We start from the raw sequence: 21801 nt of genomic DNA, 5'->3' as shown, positions 1-21801 counted from the left end.
CCCGCCGTACCGGTGACGCCGCACGCCCCGGGCCGGGACGGACCGGCGACACCCTGGCCGCCCGGCCCGGCGGACGCCGCGGAAGCACCCGCCGGGCGGCCCGCGACCGGCCCGGCAGATCTGCCGAGACCCGCCGCCGGCACCGCCCCCGCGCCCGCGGGAGCGGCGTCCGCCGGACGGGTACGGGGGACGGCACGGCGGCCCCTCGGCCGGGCGGCCCTGGCGCGCCGCAGACCCGCGTACGTGCTCTACACCCTGCTGGCGATCTCACTCCTGATCTTCATGAGCGTCGAGTTCTACCGCAGGGTGCGGGTTCACTGATCGGGCCCCGTTTCAGGGACGCCCGCGCTTGACCTCGAAGAAGATCGGGCTGCGGAACAGCGGGACGAGCGAGTCCCAGAGTCTCACGCCGTCCTCCACGCCGGGGATCTCGGACAGGATCGGGCCGTGCAGGCCCCGCCCGGCGCCCTCCAGGATGACGACGGGCGAGCCGATGTCCGGGCCGGCCGAGGAGAACGCCCGATCGTGCGCCGCGCGGACGGCCGCGTCCCACGACGCGTCGTCCAGCGCGGACGCGGCATCCACCACCCCCGCGGCCTCGGCGGCCTCGGCCACGACCTCGCCGGTCAACGGCGCGCCGTCCTTGTGCACCCGGGTGCCCAGTTCGGTGTAGAAGGCGGCGGCGTCCTTGTCCCTGCCCTTCGCGTGCAACGCCTCGACCAGCCGCAACGCCCTGGAGGAGGCCGCCATCGGCTCCCGGTACGCCTCCGGGATCTCCTTGCCCTCGTTGAGCACCGCGAGGCTGAACGACCGCCATTCGATGGTGAGACCACGGGCGTCCGCGACGTTCACCAGCCAGCGCGAGGCGCGCCAGGTCCACGGGCAGACCGGGTCGAAATGGAAGGTCACGTCGGCCATGGGAAGGGCCCTCTCTCTCGTGCGGTTGTGCATCGGAGGTCAACGCCGGAGAGCGCCGGATGTTCCCCGTCACCCGGTTCGCTCACTCCGCATCTCTGACCGGTGTATTGACGCGCGTTCCCGCCCCAGGTAGGTTCACGAGAAAATAAAAAGGAAAGCTTACTAATAGTAAGCCGGATACCCGCAGGCGGGAGCGCGTCCGTGCCGCGATCACCACCCGACGACGTCCTTTCCGTGTCTCACCACCCATCGACGACGGCGTACCGCCGCGTCGCGCGTCCATCGCACCCCCATCCCCCAGCCCTCCGGACGTGGAGCACGAATGAAACGCAAGATCATCCCCGCACTGCTGGCGGCGGCGGGTTCGCTGCTGCTTCCCCTCGCGATCGCACCGCCGGGCGCCCAGGCGGCCGTGAACACCCCGATCAGGGTCAACGCCAACGGTCCCGCGCTCACCGACGGCTCCGGCAACGCCTGGTCGGCCGACAAGGCGTACTCCAGCGGAAGCTGGGGACACGAGACGCTGTACGGGTCCGGTTCCGCCTCCGGCACGATCGCGGGAACCTCCGACGGCGCCCTCTACCAGACGTACGACCTGTTCAACGGCTGGTCGGGCTACAAGTTCGACGTCGCCAACGGCACGTACACCGTCAAGCTCCGGATGGTCGAGGACTGGGCGAACGCCGCAGGCCAGCGCAAGTTCGACGTGCGCGCCGAGGGCGCCAACGTGCTCACCGGCTTCGACATCTTCGCCTCCTGCGGGCGGCTGACGGCCTGCGACCGCACCTTCACCGCGACGGTGACGGACGGCCAGCTCAACGTGCAGTTCAACATGAACGGCGGCGGGAACTACGCCACGGTGTCGGCCATCGAGGTCACCGGCGGCAACGGCAGCGGGGAGGACAAGGAGGCGCCCACCGCGCCGACCAACCTCCAGGCCACCGGCACCACGACCACTACGGCGTCCCTCTCCTGGACCGCCTCCACCGACAACGTCGGCGTCACCGGCTACGACGTCTACCGGGGCGGCACCCTCGCCGGCACCTCCACCACCACGGCTTTCACCGACACCGGCCTCACCCCCGACACCGCGTACACGTACACGGTGAAGGCGCGTGACGCGGCGCAGAACGTCTCGGCGGCCAGCAACCAGGTCACCGCGACCACCAAGAAGGACACCGGCGGCGACGACAAGACGCCCCCGACCGCCCCGGCCAACCTCAAGGTGACCGGCACCACGACCACGACGGCCTCGCTGTCCTGGACCGCCTCCACCGACAACGTCGGCGTCACCGGCTACAACGTCTACCGGGGCGGCACCCTCGCCGGCACCTCCACCACCACCACCTTCACCGACACCGGCCTCACCCCCGAGACCACGTACACGTACACGGTGAAGGCCTACGACGCCGCGCAGAACCTGTCCGCGGCGAGCAACCAGGTGCCGGCCACCACGCAGAAGGGCGGCGGCACCGGCGGGAACAAGCTGCTCGGCTACTTCATCCAGTGGGGCGTCTACGGCCGCAACTATCACGTGAAGAACGTCGAGACCAGCGGCTCCGCGTCGAAGCTGACCCACATCAACTACGCGTTCGGCAACGTCACCGGCGGCCGGTGCGCCATCGGCGACAGCTACGCGGACTACGACAAGGCGTACGACGCGTCCACCAGCGTGGACGGCGTGGCCGACACGTGGGACCAGCCGCTGCGCGGCAACTTCAACCAGCTCCGCAAGCTGAAGGCCAAGCACCCCGGCCTGAAGATCCTCTGGTCGTTCGGCGGCTGGACCTGGTCCGGCGGCTTCGGCCAGGCCGCGGCCAACCCGACGGCGTTCGCGGAGTCCTGCTACAACCTGGTCAACGACCCGCGCTGGGCCGGCGTCTTCGACGGCATCGACATCGACTGGGAGTACCCGAACGCCTGCGGCCTGACCTGCGACAGCAGCGGTCCGGCGGCGTTCAAGAACCTCATGGCCGCGCTGCGCGCCAAGTTCGGCCCGAACGCCCTGGTCACCGCCGCCATCACCGCCGACGCGTCGGACGGCGGCAAGATCGACCTGGCCGACTACGCGGGCGCCGCGCAGTCCGTCGACTGGTACAACGTCATGACGTACGACTTCTTCGGCGCCTGGGACGCCAAGGGCCCGACCGCGCCGCACTCGCCGCTGACCACCTACAACGGCATCCCGAAGGAGAAGTTCGACAGCGCCTCGGCGATCAAGAAGCTGGTGGACAAGGGCGTCCAGCCGGACAAGCTGCTGCTCGGCATCGGCTTCTACGGCCGCGGCTGGACCGGCGTCACCCAGGCCGAGCCCGGCGGCACCGCCACCGGTCCGGCGCAGGGCACGTACGAGCAGGGCATCGAGGACTACAAGGTCCTCAAGACGAGCTGCCCGTCGAACGGCACGATCGCCGGCACGGCGTACGCCAAGTGCGGGAGCAACTGGTGGAGCTACGACACCCCGAGCACGATCGCGGGCAAGATGAGCTGGGCGAAGAACCAGCGTCTCGGCGGATCGTTCTTCTGGGAGCTCAGTGGTGACACCACCAACGGCGAGCTGATCACGGCCATGAAGAACGGCCTCGGCTGAGCCGGCCCCGGGGGCGTGGCCGCCTGACCCGCGCCCCCGGAGGCCCTTCCCCCGTCCGCGTCGTACGGCCCCGGCCTGGCCGTACGACGCGGACTGTCGGGGGCGTCGGGCAGAATAGGCGACCGTGACGACCTCTATTCAGCAGCGGATCGCCGACGAGCTCGGCGTGCGGGAGTCCCAGGTGACGGCGGCCGTCGACCTGCTCGACGGCGGCGCGACCGTGCCGTTCATCGCCCGCTACCGCAAGGAAGCGACCGGAATGCTCGACGACGCGCAACTGCGCACGCTCGAGGAGCGGTTGCGCTACCTGCGCGAGATGGAGGAGCGCCGGGCGGCGATCCTGGACTCGATCCGCTCCCAGGGCAAGCTCGACGAGGCCCTCGAGGCCCAGATCATGGCCGCCGACTCCAAGTCGCGCCTCGAGGACATCTACCTCCCCTACAAGCCCAAGCGGCGGACGAAGGCGCAGATCGCCCGCGAGGCGGGGCTGGAGCCGCTCGCCGACAAGCTGCTGGCCGACCCCGCGCTCGACCCGCACGCCACCGCGGAGACCTTCGTCGGCGAGGGCGTCGCCGACGCGGCGGCGGCGCTCGAAGGCGCCAGGGCGATCCTGGTCGAGCGGTTCGCCGAGGACGCCGACCTCATCGGCGAGCTGCGCGAGCGCATGTGGTCGCGGGGCCGGCTGGTCGCGAGCGTCCGCGAGGGCAAGGAGGAGGCCGGCGCCAAGTTCGCCGACTACTTCGACTTCTCCGAGCCGTTCACCAAGCTCCCCTCCCACCGCATCCTCGCGATGTTCCGCGGCGAGAAGGAGGAGATCCTCACACTCACGCTCGACCCGGAGGCCGAGGAGCCCAACGGGTACGAGCTGCGCATCGCGCAGCGCTTCGGCGTGCGCGACCAGGGACGGCCCGCGGACCGCTGGCTGGGCGACACGGTCCGCTGGGCGTGGCGCACGCGCGTCCTCGTCCACCTCGGCATCGACCTGCGCACACGCCTGTGGCAGGCCGCCGAGGAGGAGGCGGTCCGCGTGTTCGCGGCCAACCTGCGCGACCTGCTGCTCGCGGCGCCGGCCGGCACCCGGACGACGATGGGCCTGGACCCGGGCCTGCGCACTGGCGTGAAGGTGGCGGTCGTCGACGCGACCGGCAAGGTGGTCGCCACCGAGACGATCTATCCGCACGAGCCGAAGCGGCAGTGGGACCAGTCGCTCGCCGTCCTCGGGCGGCTCGTCCAGCAGCACGGCGTCGAGCTGATCGCCATCGGGAACGGCACCGCCTCCCGGGAGACGGACAAGCTCGCCGGCGAGCTGGTCAAGCTGATGCCGGGGGTGACCAAGATCGTGGTCTCCGAGGCGGGGGCGTCGGTCTACTCCGCGTCCGCGTACGCCTCACAGGAGCTGCCCGGCCTGGACGTGTCGCTGCGCGGCGCGGTCTCGATCGCGCGCCGCCTGCAGGACCCGCTGGCCGAGCTCGTCAAGATCGATCCGAAGTCTATCGGCGTCGGGCAGTACCAGCACGACCTGTCCGAGGTCAAGCTGTCGCGCTCGCTCGACGCCGTGGTGGAGGACTGCGTCAACGGGGTCGGCGTCGACGTCAACACCGCCTCGGCCCCGCTGCTGACCCGCGTCTCGGGCATCGGCTCCGGGCTCGCGGAGAACATCGTGGCCCACCGCGACGCCAACGGCCCGTTCCGGTCGCGGCGGGCGCTGAAGGAGGTGCCGCGCCTCGGCCCGAAGGCGTTCGAGCAGTGCGCGGGCTTCCTGCGCATCCCCGGCGGCGACGACCCGCTGGACGCCTCCAGCGTGCACCCCGAGGCGTACCCCGTCGTCCGGCGCATCCTCGACACGACCGGGGGCGACATCACGGGTCTCATCGGCAACACGGCGGCGTTGCGGGCCATCGATCCGGCCCGGTTCGTGGACGACACCTTCGGCCTGCCGACGGTGACCGACATCCTCAAGGAGCTGGAGAAGCCGGGCCGCGACCCGCGCCCCGCCTTCAAGACGGCCGCCTTCAAGGAGGGCGTCGAGAAGATCTCCGACCTCACGCCGGGCATGGTGCTCGAAGGCGTGGTCACCAACGTCGCCGCCTTCGGCGCGTTCGTCGACGTCGGCGTCCACCAGGACGGCCTGGTCCACGTGTCGGCCATGTCCAACAGCTTCGTGAAGGACCCGCGCGACGTGGTGAAGCCCGGCGACATCGTCCGGGTGAAGGTGCTCGACGTCGACATCCCGCGCAAGCGCATCGGCCTCACCCTCCGCCTCGACGACGAGACGCCCGCGCGCGGCGACCAGCGTCAGGGCGGCGGCGGCCGGCGCGACGGGGGGCAGCGGGAGCAGGGCGGCCGGTCCCGACAGGACCGCGGCCGGTCGGGTCGGGGCTCCTCGGGCCGGGGCTCCGACAGTGCGCCCGGGGGCGCGATGGCCGAGGCGCTGCGCCGCGCAGGTCTCGCCGACCGCTGACCTCCGCCGGGAGATCAGGCGAAAGGGGGCCCGGCGAGGCGGCGCCGGGTCCCGCCTGACGGCGCTGGACGGGTCAGCCGACCGCCTGCCACCAGCCGTCCACGGCGGGCGGCCCGTCCACGCTGATCCGCTCCCCCGGCCGCGGCACGGCGATCCGCAGGTCGCGGGCCTTCGCCTCGCTCCACAGCCGGTCGACCGGCTCGGCCCACGCGTGGAAGGCGAGGACGAAGGTGGCCCAGTGGACCGGCACGAGCAGGTCGCCGCGGAGGGCGACGTGGGCCTCGACCGCCTCCTCCGGTGTCATGTGGATGTCGGGCCAGCTCGGGCTGTACGCGCCGATCTGCATGAGCGTCACGTCGAACGGCCCGTACCGCTCGCCGAGCCGGGCGTAGCCGTCGAAGTAGCCGCTGTCACCGGTGTAGAAGACCCTCCGGCGCTCTCCCGCCAGCACCCAGGAGCCCCAGAGGGTCGGGTTGCGGGAGAGGGAGCGGCCGGAGAAGTGCCGCGCCTCGGTGACGGTGACGCGCAGCCCGGCGATCGTGAAGGTCTCGTCCCAGTCGAGCTCGATCACGCGGTCCGAGGGGACGCCCCACCGGTCGAGGTGCGCCCCCACGCCCAGCGGCACGAGGAAGGGCGCCACCTGGGTCCTGGTCAGCGTACGGATCGTCGCCATGTCCAGGTGGTCGTAATGGTCGTGGGAGATCACGATGGCGTCCAGCGGCGGCAGTGCCTCGGCGGGGACGGGCGGCGGGTGCAGCCGTCGCGGGCCGATCAGGGGCGTCGGCGAGCACCGGTCGCTCCACACGGGGTCGAAGAGCACGCGGCGGCCCTCGATCTCCACGAGGGTCGTGGCGTGGCCGTACCAGACGAGGTCCAGGTCGGAGCCGGCGGAGGCGGACGGGACGAGCACCGGGATCGGTCCGGCCGGTTTGCGGCGTCTCCCGCTCGTCAGCATGTCGCGGAGGAGCCGCCCGCCCTGCCCGGGTGCGGCGACCGCGCCGGGCGAGGAGTTGCCGAAGGCGGCGCCCTTGAACTGCGGTGACCGGCGCATCCTGGCGGCCCGCGCGCCGGTGGGCCGGGCCCCGAGCTGCGCCGGGACCTCGCGCAGCGCCCATCCCGCCGCGGCGAGGGCCGCCGCCCCGGCCAGGACCACTCCCGCACGCAACACCCGGTTTCCCGCCATCCCACGCCTCTCCCGTCGCCCCGAGTGGACCGCCCGGCCCGTGATCAGACTAGTCAAGCCGTCCGGGGAAGCGCGCGCGGAGACAGCGGCGGCGGGCGACGGAAGAGACGGGACGCGGAAGGCGGAGGACGGAACGGAAGGCGGAGGGCGAAGCGGAAGGCGGAGGGCGAAGCGGAAGGCGGAGGACGGAGCGGAAGGCCGGAATTGTGACCTATGGCACGTTCCATTCATTCAGTAACATTCTCCGCCGCAATCACGGTTCACGGTATAAATGCCAAACGTCCCTGCGGATCGCGGGGTGCGGCCAGAGGGGCGGTCATCAGTGGACGCGACAGGGGCTGAGCTGTACTTCTCCGTTCTCGGCCCGTTGACGGTGACCCGTGAGGGCACGGAGCTCGACCTCGGGGGAACCAGGGTCAAGGCGCTGCTCGCCACCCTGCTGATCGCGCAGGGCAGGGTCGTCACGGTGGACCGGATCGTCGAGGCCATCTGGGACGGGCGCTCCCCGGGCTCGGCCGTCGGCACCCTCCACACCTATGTGACGAAACTGCGCCGCACGATCGAGCCGGACCGGCCGCCCCGGTCGGCGCACGGCCTGGTGGACCGGCAGGGGCCCGGATACGTGCTGCGGGTGCGGCCCGAGTCGGTGGACGCGGAGCGATTCACCGCGCTCGCCGAGCGCGGCGCCCGCCTGATCGCCGACGACCCGGCGACGGCCGCGGAGCACCTGTCGGCCGCCCTCGCCCTGTGGCGCGGCCCCGCGTACGCCGACCTGCGCAACAGCGAGTTCGCGGCGGCCGAGATCGCGCGTCTGGAGAGCGCGCTGCTCGACGCCCGTCAGGACCACGCGGCGGCCCGGCTCGCCGTCGGCGTGGACGGCGCGGCGATCAGCGCCCTCGAGGCGCTGGTCCGCGAGCATCCCCTGTCCGAGCGCGCCTGGGAGCTTCTCGCGCTCGCCCTCTACCGGAGCGGGCGGCAGGGGGACGCGCTGGCGGCCCTGCGCGCGGCGCGTGAACGCCTGCTCGAGGAGCTGGGCGTCGATCCGGGGCCCGCGCTGCGCGCGATGGAGTCCGCGATCCTGAACCAGGCCCCCGAGCTGGACCCGGTCGTGTCCCGGCCGGACGGCGGGACGGCGGCCGAGGAGCCCGCCGCCGCTCCCCCTTCGCCGCCTGTCACCGCCGCCTCCGCGATCCCCCTCGCCGCCGCCGCGCCGGCCGCTTCCTCGATCCCGGTCCCGCTGACCAGGCTCATCGGCCGCGCCGCCGACGTGGCGGCGATCGGCGACCTGCTCAGGGCCCACCGCCTGGTGACGATCACCGGGCCCGGCGGTTCCGGCAAGACGCGCGCCGCCTTCGAGGCGGCCAGGGAGCACGGCGCGGGCGAGGGGCCGTGGGTCGCCCTCCTCGCCGACCTCACCGACCCCGCCCTCCTGCCCGACCTCGTCGGCGCCGCCATGGGGGCGTCCTTCGCCCGGGACGCCGCCGAGCTGGCCGCCGCCATCGGCGACCGCGAGATGCTGCTCGTCCTCGACAACTGCGAGCACCTGGTGGGCGAGGTCGCCGTCCTGGCGGAGGCGCTGCTGTCGCGCTGCCCCCGCCTGCGGCTTCTGGCCACGAGCAGGGAGGCCCTCGCCATCACGGGCGAGGTCACGTGGGAGATACCGCCGCTGGCCGCGGAGGGCGCGGCGACCGAGCTGTTCGTCGAGCGTGCCCTCGCCCTGCGCCCCGGCTGGCGGCCCCGCCGTACCGAACGGGAGCTCGTGGCGCGGATCTGCCGCGACCTCGACGGGCTGCCGCTGGCGATCGAGCTGGCCGCCGCCCAGACCCGGCTGCTGTCGCTGGAGCAGATCGCCGAGGGCCTCGACGACCGTTTCGAGCTGCTCTCGAACGGCTCCCGTACGGCGCCGGCCCGGCACCGCGACCTGGAGGCGGTGATCGAGTCGAGCGTCCGCCTCCTCAACGAGGAGGAGCGGGGGTTCCTCGGCCGCCTCGCCCTGTTCGAGGGGGGTTTCGACCTGGAGGCGGCCCAGTGGCTGGGCGACCGTCCCCGGACGCTTCCCAGCCTGAGCGGCCTGGTCTCCAAGTCGCTGATCACGACGGAGGACGGAGGCAGCCCCCGGCGCTACCGGATGCTGGAGACGATCCGGCAGTACGCGGAGCGGCTGCTGAGCGGCGAGGAGCGGCGGCGGTGGGCCGACCGGCACCTCGCCTGGGCCACGGAGCTGGCCGACACCGCGAGCCGGCGGCTGCGCTCGTTCGACGCCGCGGTCTGGATGCGCCGCCTGGAGCTGGAGCAGGCCAACATGCGCGCGGCGCTCGGCCACGCCATGGCGACCGGCGCCGCCGACCTCGCGCTGCGGCTCGCGACCGGCCTGTCGTGGTACTGGTACCGCACCGGACACGCGCACGAGGGCATCGGGTGGCTGACCAGGACTCTCGACGCCGTGGCCGAGGACCACCCGGGGCGCGGGCAGGCGCTGGTGGGGCGGGCGATGCTGCGCTACCTCGTGGGTGACGCGCTCGGCGGCAACGACGACGTCATCGAGGCGTCGGAGCACGCCCAGCGGTCGGGCGAGATCGAGGTGCTCGCCCGGGCCCTGCCGTACCGGGCCTATTTCCAGCAGCTCACCGGGAGCCCGGGGCGGGCCCAGGAACTGCTCGACGAGGCGGCCCGCCTGGTCCCGGCCGTCGGCCTGCCGTGGATCGAGGCCGAGATGATGATGATCCGCGGCCAGATCACCAGGGCGGCCGGCGACTTCCGCCGCGCCGCGGCCCAGGTCGTGCAGGCCGCCGACATCGCCGACCTGTGCGGGCACGACTGGGCGTCCGCCTCGTCGTGGTGGATCGGCGCCAAGATCTCGATGGACCTCGGCGACCCCGCGCGGGCGATCCGGCAGGCCGCGCACACCATCGTCCAGCTCGACCAGAGGCAGGACGTCACGAGCTGGCTCGCGGGCGTGCACGTGCTGGCGGGCGCGCTCGGCATGGCCGGGCGGGCGATGGAGGGCGCGGTGCTGCTCGGCGCGGTGGAGGCCATCGGCGGCCGGGTGGGCTACTCACCCGAGGCCATGGACCCGCTGGACGGCCGGCGCAACGTCGCCGCCGTACGCTCCGGGCTTTCCGAGGAGACGTACGCGGAGGCGGTCGCGATGGGGGCGTCGCTGACCCGGGACGACGTCACCGCGACCGCACGGCGGCTGCTCTCCTCCAGTCCGGGGACGACGGCGCCCACGCTCTGATCGCCGCCCCTTTCCTCCCGAGTCCTACCCGATCGGGTGATGTGACGGCTCCGCGGCGTGATCAGCATGAAGTGAGGCGAGCCGAAGGAGCCAGGAGATGACGCAGCAGCAGGCCGAGCTCCCCCGAGCGGAGTGGCACAACTTCTTCGAGATGCTGACCAAGGACTACGAGGGCAGCGGCGTCACCGTCGAGGTGCTGAACCGGACGTTCGGCGACCAGACGGAGGCCACGAAACTCCCGCTCGCCTACCTGGAGTACGACGAGAAGGACGACTGCTTCTCGGTCGGTCTGGGCGGGCGTGACAGCAGGTACCCGGTGGTGCTGCGGCACGCGGTCAACCATCCGCGGCGGATCCAGACGACCTCGTCGCTCCCGGGTACGCCGTGGGCGCTGGACATCGAGGACGGGGAGGGGAACGAGACGCTCGTGACCCTGCACACCCGGCCCTCCATCGACTGAGACCGGGCCGTCCGGCCGCCCTCCGGGATCGTGACCGGGTCGCGCGATCGTCCGTGCCGTGAACCGCGGGACGGCGGAAGGCGCTCGCGCGGCGCCCCGGCCGCCCGCGACCATCGTGCGCGCCCCTCGTGGCCGGGTCACCCGTGGACACACGCGTGGCCGGGTCAGTCGTGGGGGCTCGTCGCGAGTGAGAAGTACGCCTCCTCCTCCTGCGCGAAGTGCAGAGTCAGCACCGCGTACAGCCCGTACAGGCAGGCGCGCAGGTCGTCGAGCTGCCCCGGGTGCGGGCCGTCCGGCTCGGCCAGCTCGATGTGCCGGCCGAGCCGCGTGACCAGCCGGTCGATCTCGGCGTGCGCCCTGCTCATCGTGACGGTCGCCTCCGGGTCGCCGAGCAGCTCGCCCATCGCCGGGTAGAGCCGCTCCTCCTCCTCGTGCTCGTGCGGGAGCAGGTCCTGGACGAGGAACTCGTACGCCCTCCGGAGCCCGGCGAGGGTGCCCGGGGCGGGCGGGGAGGTCAGCCCGTCCGCGACGTCCCTGATCGTCTCCAGCGGAGGGCGCAGGTCGGCGTGCTCGCTCTCGAACCGGCGCAGCAGAGCGTCCGTACGGCCGCTCACCCGCCGCCGCGCCCCGAGGCCGGGGGTGAGCGCCCGCAGCGCGTTGAGGATCACGGCGACGTCGATGGCCTCCTGCAGCAGGGCGCCGCCCGCCGGGGGCAGGAAGCCCAGCGCCGCCACGATCATGGCGGCCAGGGAGAGCCCGATGCCCACGCCCGCGCTCTGCACCGCGATCCGCCGCGACCGCCGGGCGACCTCCATCGCGTCGGCCAGCCGGTCGAGCCGGTCGGCGGTGAGCACCACGTCCGCGGCCTGCGCCGAGGCGCCGGAGCCGCGCGCCCCCATGGCCACCCCGACGTCGGCGGCGGCGAGCGCCGGGGCGTCGTTGACGCCGTCGCCGACCATCGCGGTCGTGGCCCGCCGCACCTCCTCCCGCACTCCCTCCACCTTGGCCGCCGGGGTGCGCTCGGCGAACACCTGGTCCACGCCCAGCACCGTCGCGACGCTCTCCGCGACCTCGGCGCGGTCCCCCGTGAGCATCACCACGCGGTCGATCCCGGCCGTACGCAGCCGCCGCAGCGTGCGCCCGGCGTCCCCGCGAACCTGGTCGCGCAGCAGGATCACGCCGGCGATCGCGTGGTCCACGGTCACCCACACGGTCATCGCGCCGTCGAGCGCCGCCCTGGCCCGCTGCGTGTTCTCCCACTCCGATCGCGACGCCGTACGGGCCTTGCCGACCCGGATCTTGGCGCCCTCGACGAGCGCGGCCGTCCCGGTGCCCGGCTCCTCCCGCACGTCGGCCGCCTCGGGGAGGTCCAGCCCCCGCTCGCGCGCCGTGCGTACGATCGCCGTGGCCAGCACGTGCGACGACACCTGGTCCACCGCCGCCGCCAGGCGCAGGACGTCGTCGCGGGTCCGGCCGGGCGCGGGCACGACGTCCACGACCTGGGGGCGGCCCACCGTGAGCGTCCCCGTCTTGTCCAGCACCAGCGTCCGCGCCCGCCCGAGGGTCTCCAGCGCACCGCCGCCCTTCACCACCACGCCGTGCCGCGCCGTACGGGACAGGCCGGAGGCGATGGCGGCCGGCGCGGCGAGCAGCAGCGGACAGGGGGTGGCCACGACGAGCACCGCGACGGCCCGGACCGGGTCGCGGGAGAACAGCCAGGCCAGCCCGGCGACCAGGAGCGTGGCGGGCACGAACCAGGCCGCGAACCGGTCGGCGAGCCGGACGATCGGTGCGCTGTCCGCCTCGGTCTCGCGGGCCAGCCGCACGACGCCCGTGTACGTGCTCTCGGACGCGGTCACGGTCGCGCACATGTCGAAGGCCCCGCCCGCGTTCACCACGCCGCTGGGCACGCTCTCGCCCTCGCTGTGCTCCACCGGCAGGGACTCCCCGGTCAGCGCCGACTCGTCGAGCAGCGCGACGCCGCGCCGCACCAGGCCGTCCACCGGGACCGTCTCGCCGCTCGGGACGAGCAGCAGGTCGCCGCGCCGCACCTCGTCCACGGGGATGACGTGCGGCGTGCCGTCCCGGTAGCGGCGGGCGCGGCGCGGCGCGCGCTCGTACAGGGCCGTCAGATCGCGGCGGGCGCGGCGCAGGGCGTAGTCGTCGAGGACCTGGCCGGTCGAGAGCATCACGCCGATCAGCGCGCCGGCCAGGTACTCCCCCACCACGAGCGACCCGGCCAGGGCGAGCACGGCGATGGCGTCGACGCCCAGCCTTCCGCGCCACAACGCCGAGACCACCCAGCAGGCGGCCGGGACCAGGGCGGCGAGCGTCCCCACCGTCCACGCCACGTCGGCCGCGGCGGCGGCGCCGAGCAGGTACAGCGCTCCGCCCGCGAGCAGCGCGCCGATCGTGACGACGAGCAGTGCGATGAGGCCGAACCGTCTCACGTCCGTCTCCTTCCCCGAGACGAAGACCTCTTTCTCCCGTTTTGACCCTTATGTCCGAGCCGGTCGTAGCGCCCGGCACTCGGCGCCGCCGCCCTCCTTGCGCCGGGCCGCGCCGTACGGCGTCGGGGGTGGGACATTCGGCCCGCCGATCACGGACTTTCGGCCGTGCCCCGTAGGGGGCGGGAGATGGTGGGGTGGTTCACGGTCGCCGTGGAGCCGTCCCCCATGATGGAACGGTCCGGTGGGTGCCCATCCGATCCGGAATGGAGAGACCCGTGTTCACTCCAACGTTCGACACGGAAGGGGCGGCGCCATGGCGGCCATCGACCTGACCTCGATCAGCGCGGCGATCCTCGACACCGACGGCGTCGTCACCGACACCGCCCGCGCGCACGCGGCGGCGTGGAAGCACGTGTTCGACAGGTTCCTGCACGGCCGCTCCGAGCCGTTCGACATCCGCGACGACTACCTCCGCCACGTGGACGGGCGGCCCCGGCTCGACGGCATCCGCACGTTCCTGGCCTCCCGGGGCCTGAGCCTTCCCGAGGAGGCGCCTCCCGGCACCCCGAGCGTCCGCTCCCTGGCCGCCGAGAAGGACGCGCTGTTCACCGCCCACCTCCGGCGGCACGGCGTCGCCGCCTACCCCGGCGGCGTGGCGCTGCTGCGCGAGCTGCGGCGGCGCGGCGCGCGGATCGCCGCCGTCTCCGCGAGCAGGAACTGCCGCCGGATCCTCACCGCCGCGGCGGTCGGCCACCTGTTCGACGAGGTGGTGGACGGCGACGACGCGGCGCGGCTCGGCCTCCCCGGACGCCCCGACCCGGCGCTGCTTCTGGAGGCGGCCCGCCGCCTGGGCGTGCCGCCGGAGCGGACGGTGGTGCTGGAGAGCACTCTGCCCGGCCTGGAGGCGGCCCGGCGCGGTGGCTTCGGCCTCGTGATCGACGTGGACCGGGACGGCGGGCGGGCCGCCGCGCGAGACGTCCCGGCCGATCGGGCGGCATGGACCACACCCGAGAGCGGGCCGGCGGACGTCGTCGTCTCCGCTCTGGACGAGGTGTCGGTGACGGGCCGGGTGCCGGTCACCGCGCGCTGACCCTCGCCCCCGCCTCGTGGCCCCTTTGCTCCGGCCCGCGTCCGACCGCGGCATCCCGGTACGGCACGGGCAGGTGACCTACGGGCGGTTCACGCAATAGTCTTCGCACTGACAAGCGAGGGCAAAGGAATCTCCCGCATGGCACACGTGGACTCGTGGGTCGTCGTCGGCCTCGACAACGGCGGCACCAGCAACAACGCGACCGTGCTCGACGCGTCCGGCCGCTTCCTGGTGGACCGGCTGGTCGAGACCCCCAGCATGGTGCGCGAAGGGCCCGAGGTGGCGGTGGAGCGCCTCGCCCACGCCATGGAGAACGTGCTCCGCCTGACCGGGGTCGACCGCTCCCAGGTACGCGCCGTCGGGCTCGACACCCCCGGCCCGGCCAGCGCGGACGGCGTGATCTCGTCGAAGGGCGCGACGAACTTCTCCGAACCCGCCTGGCACGGCTACGACTTCCGGGGAGCGCTGGAGACCCGTCTGGACCTCCCCGTCGTCTACAACAACGACGGCAACGCCGCCGCCCTGTACGCGCACCACGTACGCTTCGGGGCCGCGGCGCACGCGCACTCCTCGATCTCCGCGATCGTCGGCACCGGCCTCGGCGGCGGCATCGTCGAGGACGGGCGGGTGGTCAAGGGGGCCGCCGGGATGGCGGGCGAGCTGGGGCACGTCCACATCCCGCTGCACGGCCTCCTGGAGGACGGCCAGCCGCTGCCGGAGTGCAACTGCGGCTTCACCGGCGACGCCGAGAGCGTGGCCTCCCTGACCGGCATCGAGAAGAACCTGCTGCCCTTCTGGCTGACCCGCTTCCCCGACCACGAGCTGGCCTCCGTCGAGCCCCTCGGGAAGGCCGCCAAGCTGCTGCGCGGCTACGGCGAGAACGGCGACCCGCTCGCGCTGAAGGTGTTCGAGCAGCAGGCGATGGCGATCGGCCGCCTGTTCACGATCGCCGCCAACTTCACCGACCCCAGCGCGTACTTCCTGGGCGGCGGCGTGGTCGAGGCCGCGCCGCACTTCCGCGAGTGGTTCCTGGAGAAGGTGCGCGAGAACACCCTCCTGCGCGAGGAGCAGCGGCGGGTCGCCGCGGTGTCACTGGTGGACGACCTCGACATGGCCGGAGCCCGGGGCGCCGCGCTGGCCGCCCACGCCGAGATCGCCGGCCGCTGAGCGACACCCCCGGCCCCCTGGCCTCCCCGCCCGGGTCGCACGTCTCAGCCGGAACGCTGGGTCACCGGAAGATCCCGGTGTGGCCGAGCGAGTACCGGCCCGGCTGGGGATACACGCACAGACCGTGCGGCCCCGCCCCGACGCTGATCTTGTGGGTGAGCTTTCCGGCGACGGTGTCGAAGACGTAGACGACGCCGTTGTACCGGCCCGAGAGCCACAGCTCGCGGCCGTCGGCGGTCAGCCCGCCCATGTCGGGCGAGCCGCCCCCGGGGATGGGCCAGGTGGCGATCGGCTTCTGCTCCTTGAACGACACGACCGACACCGAGCCCGCGCCCCTGTTGGAGACGTAGAGGACGCGCGAGTCCCTGCTGACGTACAGGCCGTGCGCCCCGGCCCCGGTCGGCATGAACCGGATGACCTGGTAGGTGGCCGCGTCGACCAGCCACACGCCGCCCCTGGACATGTCGGCGATGTAGAAGGTCGTGGCGTCGGGCGACAGTTTGACGTCCTGCGGCATGCTCGTGGGGCCGAGCGGAATGACCTTGGTCACCTTGCGGCCCCGCCAGTCGATGACCACCAGGTCGCCGGAGAACTCGCAGCTCGCCAGGAAGATCGACCCGTCGGCGGTGAAGTCGGCGTGGTTGATCCCCCGGCAGGGCACCGGCATCGAGTGCAGGAGCCGCATCGAGCGCGGGTCGCGGAAGTCGAGCTCGTTGTTCCGCTCGGCCATCACCAGCGCCTCGCGGCCGTCCGGGGTGAAGTAGAGGTTGTACGGGTCCTCCACCGGGACCGGACGGCCGGGCTTGCCGGTTTTCGGGTCGATCGGGGTGAGCGTGTTCCCCCTGTTGTTGTTGACCCACAGCCGCTTCATGTCCCACGACGGCACGACGTGCTGCGGCAGGCTGTCGGTCCGGAACCGGTCGATGACCTTGTACGTCTTGGGGTCGATGACGTGGACGCTGTTGCTCTCGCTGTTGGGCACGTACACGCGGGACGGGAAGCCGGCGACGGCGGGACTGAGCTTCCCGGGCCGGTCCGCCGCGTAGATGTCCCGCTCGGGTGCCTTCCGCCCGGACTCCGCCCGCCCGGCTTCCGGGCTGGAGGACGCCGCCCGCCCGGACGGGGACGGCGACGCCGACGCGTTTCCTCGCTGCGCCGCCGGGCTGGTCGTGACGCCGGTGGGCGCGGTGCCGCATCCGGTCAGGATCGCCCCACTCAGCGTCATTCCGGTCAAAATCAGGGCGACCGGGCGGAACCGGTGCCTACGCGGAGCCGTACCCGTCCCGGTCGGCTCGCCTGCTCGCCACAAGGGGCCGGCCGCCGTCATGACGGCCTGGGGAGTCGCTGCGCCATTCGCCCAGGCTAGGGAGACGTCGATCATCCGCCGGTCAAGACGCGGTTAGGAGAGTGTCCGGCCGGTACTCGGATCATTTCGCATCTCCCGGGCCGTCGGCGGGCCCGCCCGCCGATCAGGGCCGGGAGGCGGGCCCGCCCCGCGGGCGAAGAGGCCCCGGCTCCCTCCCCCGAGCTCGGTGTAGGGGGAGGGAGCCGGGGTCTCTCACGGCCTGATCGGCGGATCAGGAGCGGCCCTCCGGGGCCACGGTCAGTCCTTGCCGCTCGCGAGGGCGATCTCGGTGACGGCGATGTTCTCCGTCACCCAGTTGGTGGACAGGCCGCCCTCTTTCACCAAAGCAGTCCCGTCGCCCTTGAGGACACCGATCCGGTCACCGGCCAGGGCGATCTGGATGACGTCCGTGTTCTCGACCACCCAGTTGGTGGACAGGCCGCCCTCCTTCACCAGCGCCGTACCGTCCGCCTTGAGGACACCGATCCGATCACCGGCCAGGGCGATCTGCTTGACCCCGACGTTCTCCGTCACCCACGTCGCCGACAGACCACCCTCCTTCACCAAAGCGGTCCCGTCGCCCTTGAGGACACCGATCCGATCACCCGCGAGAGCGATCTGCTTGACCCCGACGTTCTCCGTCACCCACGTCGCCGACAGACCACCCTCCTTCACCAAAGCGGTCCCGTCGCCCTTGAGGACACCGATCCGATCACCCGCGAGAGCGATCTGCTTGACCCCGACGTTCTCCGTCACCCACGTCGCCGACAGACCACCCTCCTTCACCAAAGCGGTCCCGTCCGCCTTGAGGACACCGATCCGATCACCCGCGAGAGCGATCTGCTTGACGCCGGTGTTCTCGACCACCCAGTTCGTGGACAGGCCCCCCTCCTTCACCAGCGCCGTACCGTCCGCCTTGAGGACGCCGATGCGGTCGCCGGCGATGGCGATCTGGATGACCTCGGTGTTCTCCGTCACCCAGCTCGTGGACAGGCCGCCTTCCTTGACGAGGGCGGCGCCGTCGGCCTTGAGAACGCCGATCCGGGGCGGGGCCACGGCGGCCTGGGCCGTCGCCCCCGCCGGGGCGGACGTCGCCGCGCCGATGGCGGCCGGCACCAGGCCCGCCGCGCAGAGGAGCCCGGCCCGGAGCGAAGCCCGTCGCCGCCGGGTCGCCGGATGAGTCGTCATGAATACCTCCGCGTCAGGTCAGGCGGGGGACAGGCCCCCACCACGGTCCGATCACGGAGAGTATAGATATCGCAACGCTTCGTATTCGTCTTTGCCCGAACCGTCGCGGTGCGTGTCGCGGCGCGGGATCGCGGGTCGGGTCACCGGCGGCCCCGGGGGCGTCCGCCGGGGGCCGCCGCGTGGGGCCGATACGCCTCAGGGGGTCTGCCGGGGGTCGCGGCGCCGGGGGACGACCTGGCCCTCGACGACCTCGTCCTCGTGGATCACCTCGCCGTGCACGACCCGGCCCGCCCCTCCGGGGCCGCCGGGCGCTCCGGCGCCGTCCATGCGGTCGAACAGCGGGCCGTACGGCGAACGCGCCGCCATGGCGCTCACCCGGCGACCGAAGAACCAGGTCAGGCCGCGGCGCGCGAACGGCCGGGTGACCGGCAGGATCAGGAGGATCCCGGCGATGTCGCTGAGGAAGCCCGGGATCGCCAGCAGCGCGCCTCCGGCCATCACCATGGCGGAGTCGCCCAGCTCGCGGTCCGGCATGCGGCCGGACTGCACGGCCCCCTGCAGGGCGGCCCAGGCGCGCCGCCCCTCCTTTCGCATCAGCCACACGCCCGCGAGAGCGGCGGCGAGCAGCAGCAGGACCGTCGGCCCGCCCCCGATCGCCTGGCCGACCAGGACGAGCAGCACGATCTCCACGACGGGAATGAGCAACAACCCGGGGAGCAGCCAGTTACGCGACATCACGACCTCCGCTAGAGGGAACGCCCCCGTCCGCCCAGGCGGTTCCGGTATCGCTGAGAGCGAAAGCCGCGGGTGCGATCCGGGCCGGGAGCCCCGGCGGGGTCAGCCCTTCTTGCGGAGCCGGCCGGGCAGGCCGTTGACGCCCCAGACGGCGATCCGCCAGAACGCCTCGGTCATGATGCCGCGGTTCATCTTGCTCGCGCCCGCCGTGCGCTCGACGAACGTGATGGGCACCTCCGCCACCCGCAGCCCCTGACGCACGGTGCGGAGGGTGAGGTCCACCTGGAAGCAGTACCCCTGGGACTGGACGTCGTCCAGTCCCACCTTCTCGAGCGTGGTGGCACGGTACGCGCGGAAGCCGGCGGTGGCGTCCCGTACGTGCATGCCGAGCATGAGACGGCTGTAGGTGTTGGCGCCCCGGGACAGGAACTCGCGGGAGGCGGGCCAGTTGACCACCTTGCCGCCCGGCACCCAGCGCGACCCGATCGCGAGGTCGGCGCCCTCGGCCACCGCGTCGAGCAGCTTGTGCAGTTCCTCGGGCTGGTGGGAGCCGTCGGCGTCCATCTCGACCAGGATGTCGTATCCCTCGGCCAGGCCCCACTGGAAGCCCGCCACGTAGGCCGCGCCCAGGCCCTGCTTGCCCGGACGGTGCATGACGTGGATGTTGCCGTCCTTCTCGGCGAGCTCGTCGGCGATCTTCCCGGTGCCGTCGGGGCTGTTGTCGTCGGCGATGAGCAGGTGCACGTCGGGCAGCGCCGCGCGCACCCGTCCGACGATCATCGGGAGGTTCTCGCACTCGTTGTAGGTGGGGATGATGACGAGCACCCGCCCGGGAGTCCGCTCCATCAGCTCTTCCTCCATGCCCAAGGGGTCGCTCACCGCTCCTCGCTCGCGTAACCGTGGTCTTCCGGCCGTGCCTGGGGCACGTGCGGGACGTCCGTGTCGCTCACGTTCGGGGTTCGCTTCCGCGAGATCACCGCCACCGCCGCCGCGCCGGCTCCCATCAGTATCAGGATCCATTCAGGTACGGCGCCCACTTCGGTGGCAATCGTGGCGCGTGTCCTGACCGGTACGGTCACGACGTTCATCGCGGGTTCGAGCTCGCGGGTCCGCCACTCGACCACGCCATCCGGGTCCACATATGCGGATATACCCGTCGTGGCGGTAGTGATCACACTTCTGTTGTGCTCGACGGCGCGCAGTTTGGACATGGCGAGCTGCTGCGGCGGCAGGTTGGTCAGCGCGTAGCTGGCGTTGTTGGTCTGCACGATCAGCGGGCTGCCTCCCGCCGCGACCGTGTCGCGCACCGTGCCGTCGAAGGCGACCTCGTAGCAGCTCACCGCGCCGATCGTGACGGGCCCCATCCGCAGCGCGCCGGGGCCGTCGCCCGGGATCGACTGGCGGCCGACCAGGGTGGCCCGCTCCGACAGCGCCAGGATGATGTCCTGGAACGGCGTGAACTCGCCGAACGGCACGAGGTTGCGCTTGTCGTAGTAGGCGCCGGGGCCGGTGACCGGGTCCCAGATCAGGCTCCGTGTCGCGCGGTGCTCGTCACCGATCATGGCGATGATGCCGGTGAGGATCGGCACTCCCACGTCCTTGGCCGCGGAGTCGATGATGTCGCGCGCGAACGCGTTGCGATAGGGGTCGATGTCGCTGGAGTTCTCCGGCCAGACCACGATGTCGGGCTTGGGGAGCTTCCCCGCGCGTACGGCCTCGGCCAGCCTGTGGGTCTCGTTCGCGTGGTTCTGCAGGACGACGGCCGGCTCGTCGCCGAGGAAGTACATCCCACGGCCGGGCACGTTGCCCTGGATGACACCGATCTTCACGGTCCTGCCCTCGTCGCCGGGCCGGGGCACCGCGAGCCCCAGCAGGGGCAGGGCTATCGCGCCGAGCAGCGTCGCCGCAACGACGCGCGGGCGGCGCAGGAGGCCGGGGAGCCCGCTGAGCAGCAGGGACAGCAGCGCGCCGGACAGGACGACCGTGAAAGTTACAAGCGGCGCGCCCCCCAGCGCGGCGAACCCCGTGTACGGCGACTCGCCCTGGCTGAACGCCACCCTGGCCCACGGGAACCCGCCGAAGGGGAGCACGCCCCTGGCCCACTCCTGGGCGACCCACAGGCAGGCCACCCAGAGCGGCCACAGACGCACGCGCATCACGAGGGCGGCCCCCGCCCCCAGGGCCGCCCAGAAGAGGCTCTCGATCGCGACCACGGCCAGCCAGGCGTCGTCGCCGATCGGCCGGACCCACGACATCGACGGCAGCAGGAACGCGAACGCGCCGACGTAGGCCAGCCACGCCGCCCGGCGCGGGCGGGTGCCGTACAGGGCGAGCGTGAGCAGGGCGATGCCCACCGGGGCGCAGAACCACCAGTCGACGGGCGGGAAGGCGAGGAAGAGCAGCAGCGCGCCCGCGACGGAGCACCCCACGCGCGCCAGGAGGCGGATGCGGGACGGACGCCCGGCGCCGGGCGCGGCCGGGATCGCCTGCTGTTTCACTTCGGTTGCCACGGGGCGGTGTTCTCCTCGCCTTCGACGTCCTGCCGCGGCCTGACCGCCAGGGGTTTCCAGCGCCCGGTCCCCCGCTTTCCGCCGGCCCCGCCGGGCGGCGGCGAGCGGGCGCGTACGCCCTCGGGCGGGCACGGCACGCCGTGCCGGAGTGGAGCGGAGAGCGGGCCTTGCGCGTCCCACGTGGCCGTCGCGGAACACCCCGACCTTATCTGGTCGGGGCGGCGAGGCGGGAAAGGCGTCCGGGCGCGACCGGTCCGCCGGGAACGGCGGGTCTTCACCGGAAACACAGGGGTTTCACCGGGACTCGCGGTCGGATCCGGACGCGCCTGATCCACCGGGTGCGGGGACGAGCGGCCCCTCGGCGGGGGCCGGCGCGGCGGAGGGGGCGCCAGGAGGGGGTGATGTGACGGAAGGGGGCCCGGACAGACCCTTCGGACCGGATCCGTCCCGTCGGCGGCGGGCGCGG

14 protein-coding genes and 1 pseudogene are annotated in these 21801 nt (G+C 72.8%); 7 read left to right on the top strand and 8 right to left on the bottom strand.

What is annotated here, in order from left to right:
• Positions 1-321: pseudogene (locus AWQ70_RS06040) on the top strand (hypothetical protein); the annotation flags it as partial.
• A gap of 12 nt (positions 322-333) precedes the next feature.
• Here the strand turns inward: AWQ70_RS06040 and AWQ70_RS06035 are convergent.
• Positions 334-909 carry a DsbA family protein gene (locus AWQ70_RS06035; protein ID WP_218004433.1) on the bottom strand — a complete coding sequence of 192 codons (576 nt, stop codon included), beginning with the start codon at positions 907-909 and terminating at the stop codon, positions 334-336.
• Between the two features lie 331 nt (positions 910-1240).
• Between AWQ70_RS06035 and AWQ70_RS37375 the strand changes: the two genes are divergently transcribed.
• Positions 1241-3508 (top strand): glycosyl hydrolase family 18 protein, encoded by a 2268-nt coding sequence (locus tag AWQ70_RS37375; RefSeq protein ID WP_084516568.1) that lies wholly within the window; start codon positions 1241-1243, stop codon positions 3506-3508.
• Between the two features lie 124 nt (positions 3509-3632).
• Positions 3633-5969, top strand: coding sequence for a Tex family protein (locus tag AWQ70_RS06025; RefSeq protein ID WP_067171551.1), 2337 nt, complete (start codon positions 3633-3635; stop codon positions 5967-5969).
• Positions 5970-6042: 73 nt separating this feature from the next.
• Here the strand turns inward: AWQ70_RS06025 and AWQ70_RS06020 are convergent, their stop codons facing one another.
• Positions 6043-7152 carry an MBL fold metallo-hydrolase gene (locus tag AWQ70_RS06020; protein WP_067171549.1) on the bottom strand — a complete coding sequence of 370 codons (1110 nt, stop codon included), beginning with the start codon at positions 7150-7152 and terminating at the stop codon, positions 6043-6045.
• 322 nt (positions 7153-7474) lie between these two features.
• Here AWQ70_RS06020 and AWQ70_RS41920 point away from each other — a divergent pair, with 322 nt between their 5' ends.
• Both AWQ70_RS41920 and AWQ70_RS06010 read left to right on the top strand, forming a co-directional pair.
• Positions 7475-10390, top strand: coding sequence for an AfsR/SARP family transcriptional regulator (locus tag AWQ70_RS41920; protein ID WP_169808621.1), 2916 nt, complete (start codon positions 7475-7477; stop codon positions 10388-10390).
• A 97-nt stretch (positions 10391-10487) separates the two neighbouring features.
• Entirely contained in the window at positions 10488-10850 is a 363-nt protein-coding gene (locus tag AWQ70_RS06010) for a DUF5335 family protein (protein WP_067171547.1), read from the top strand.
• Positions 10851-11014: 164 nt separating this feature from the next.
• On the opposite strand, the gene AWQ70_RS06005 is transcribed toward AWQ70_RS06010, so the two are convergent.
• Positions 11015-13300, bottom strand: a complete 2286-nt coding sequence (locus tag AWQ70_RS06005; RefSeq protein ID WP_067171545.1) for a heavy metal translocating P-type ATPase — start codon at positions 13298-13300, stop codon at positions 11015-11017.
• Between the two features lie 313 nt (positions 13301-13613).
• On the opposite strand from AWQ70_RS06005, the gene AWQ70_RS06000 reads away from it, so the two are divergent.
• Positions 13614-14390, top strand: coding sequence for an HAD family hydrolase (locus AWQ70_RS06000; protein ID WP_067171543.1), 777 nt, complete (start codon positions 13614-13616; stop codon positions 14388-14390).
• A gap of 138 nt (positions 14391-14528) precedes the next feature.
• A complete protein-coding gene (locus AWQ70_RS05995; RefSeq protein WP_067171541.1) occupies positions 14529-15557 on the top strand; it encodes an ROK family protein in 1029 nt (342 codons plus the stop codon).
• Positions 15558-15618: 61 nt separating this feature from the next.
• On the opposite strand, the gene AWQ70_RS05990 is transcribed toward AWQ70_RS05995, so the two are convergent.
• From AWQ70_RS05990 to lnt, 5 genes are all read right to left on the bottom strand, one after another.
• The gene (locus AWQ70_RS05990; RefSeq protein WP_067171539.1) at positions 15619-16782 is read right to left on the bottom strand and encodes a YncE family protein; all 1164 of its coding nucleotides are present in this window, start codon (positions 16780-16782) and stop codon (positions 15619-15621) included.
• A gap of 378 nt (positions 16783-17160) precedes the next feature.
• Positions 17161-18090, bottom strand: coding sequence for a peptidase S1 (locus AWQ70_RS05985; RefSeq protein ID WP_067171537.1), 930 nt, complete (start codon positions 18088-18090; stop codon positions 17161-17163).
• A 195-nt stretch (positions 18091-18285) separates the two neighbouring features.
• Positions 18286-18825 carry an FxsA family protein gene (locus tag AWQ70_RS05980; protein ID WP_067171536.1) on the bottom strand — a complete coding sequence of 180 codons (540 nt, stop codon included), beginning with the start codon at positions 18823-18825 and terminating at the stop codon, positions 18286-18288.
• A 102-nt stretch (positions 18826-18927) separates the two neighbouring features.
• The gene (locus tag AWQ70_RS05975; protein ID WP_444543085.1) at positions 18928-19704 is read right to left on the bottom strand and encodes a polyprenol monophosphomannose synthase; all 777 of its coding nucleotides are present in this window, start codon (positions 19702-19704) and stop codon (positions 18928-18930) included.
• Positions 19701-21335 (bottom strand): apolipoprotein N-acyltransferase, encoded by a 1635-nt coding sequence (gene lnt / locus AWQ70_RS05970; protein ID WP_245646765.1) that lies wholly within the window; start codon positions 21333-21335, stop codon positions 19701-19703. The genes AWQ70_RS05975 and lnt overlap by 4 nt, the downstream gene beginning before the upstream one ends.
• Positions 21336-21801 lie beyond the last annotated feature (466 nt).

The sequence above is a fragment of the Microtetraspora niveoalba genome (genome assembly GCF_001570405.1).
GTDB lineage: Bacteria > Actinomycetota > Actinomycetes > Streptosporangiales > Streptosporangiaceae > Microtetraspora > Microtetraspora niveoalba.
This window is presented reverse-complemented; position numbering and strand designations above follow the sequence as displayed.

Excerpts from the sequence above, each read along its gene's own strand:
- AWQ70_RS37375 (WP_084516568.1), top strand. The coding sequence starts at position 1,241 with ATGAAACGCAAGATCATCCCCGCACTGCTGGCGGCGGCGGGTTCGCTG.
- AWQ70_RS06020 (WP_067171549.1), bottom strand. The coding sequence starts at position 7,152 with ATGGCGGGAAACCGGGTGTTGCGTGCGGGAGTGGTCCTGGCCGGGGCG.
- AWQ70_RS06010 (WP_067171547.1), top strand. The coding sequence starts at position 10,488 with ATGACGCAGCAGCAGGCCGAGCTCCCCCGAGCGGAGTGGCACAACTTC.
- AWQ70_RS06000 (WP_067171543.1), top strand. The coding sequence starts at position 13,614 with ATGGCGGCCATCGACCTGACCTCGATCAGCGCGGCGATCCTCGACACC.
- AWQ70_RS05995 (WP_067171541.1), top strand. The coding sequence starts at position 14,529 with ATGGCACACGTGGACTCGTGGGTCGTCGTCGGCCTCGACAACGGCGGC.
- AWQ70_RS05990 (WP_067171539.1), bottom strand. The coding sequence starts at position 16,782 with ATGACGCTGAGTGGGGCGATCCTGACCGGATGCGGCACCGCGCCCACC.
- AWQ70_RS05985 (WP_067171537.1), bottom strand. The coding sequence starts at position 18,090 with ATGACGACTCATCCGGCGACCCGGCGGCGACGGGCTTCGCTCCGGGCC.
- AWQ70_RS05980 (WP_067171536.1), bottom strand. The coding sequence starts at position 18,825 with ATGTCGCGTAACTGGCTGCTCCCCGGGTTGTTGCTCATTCCCGTCGTG.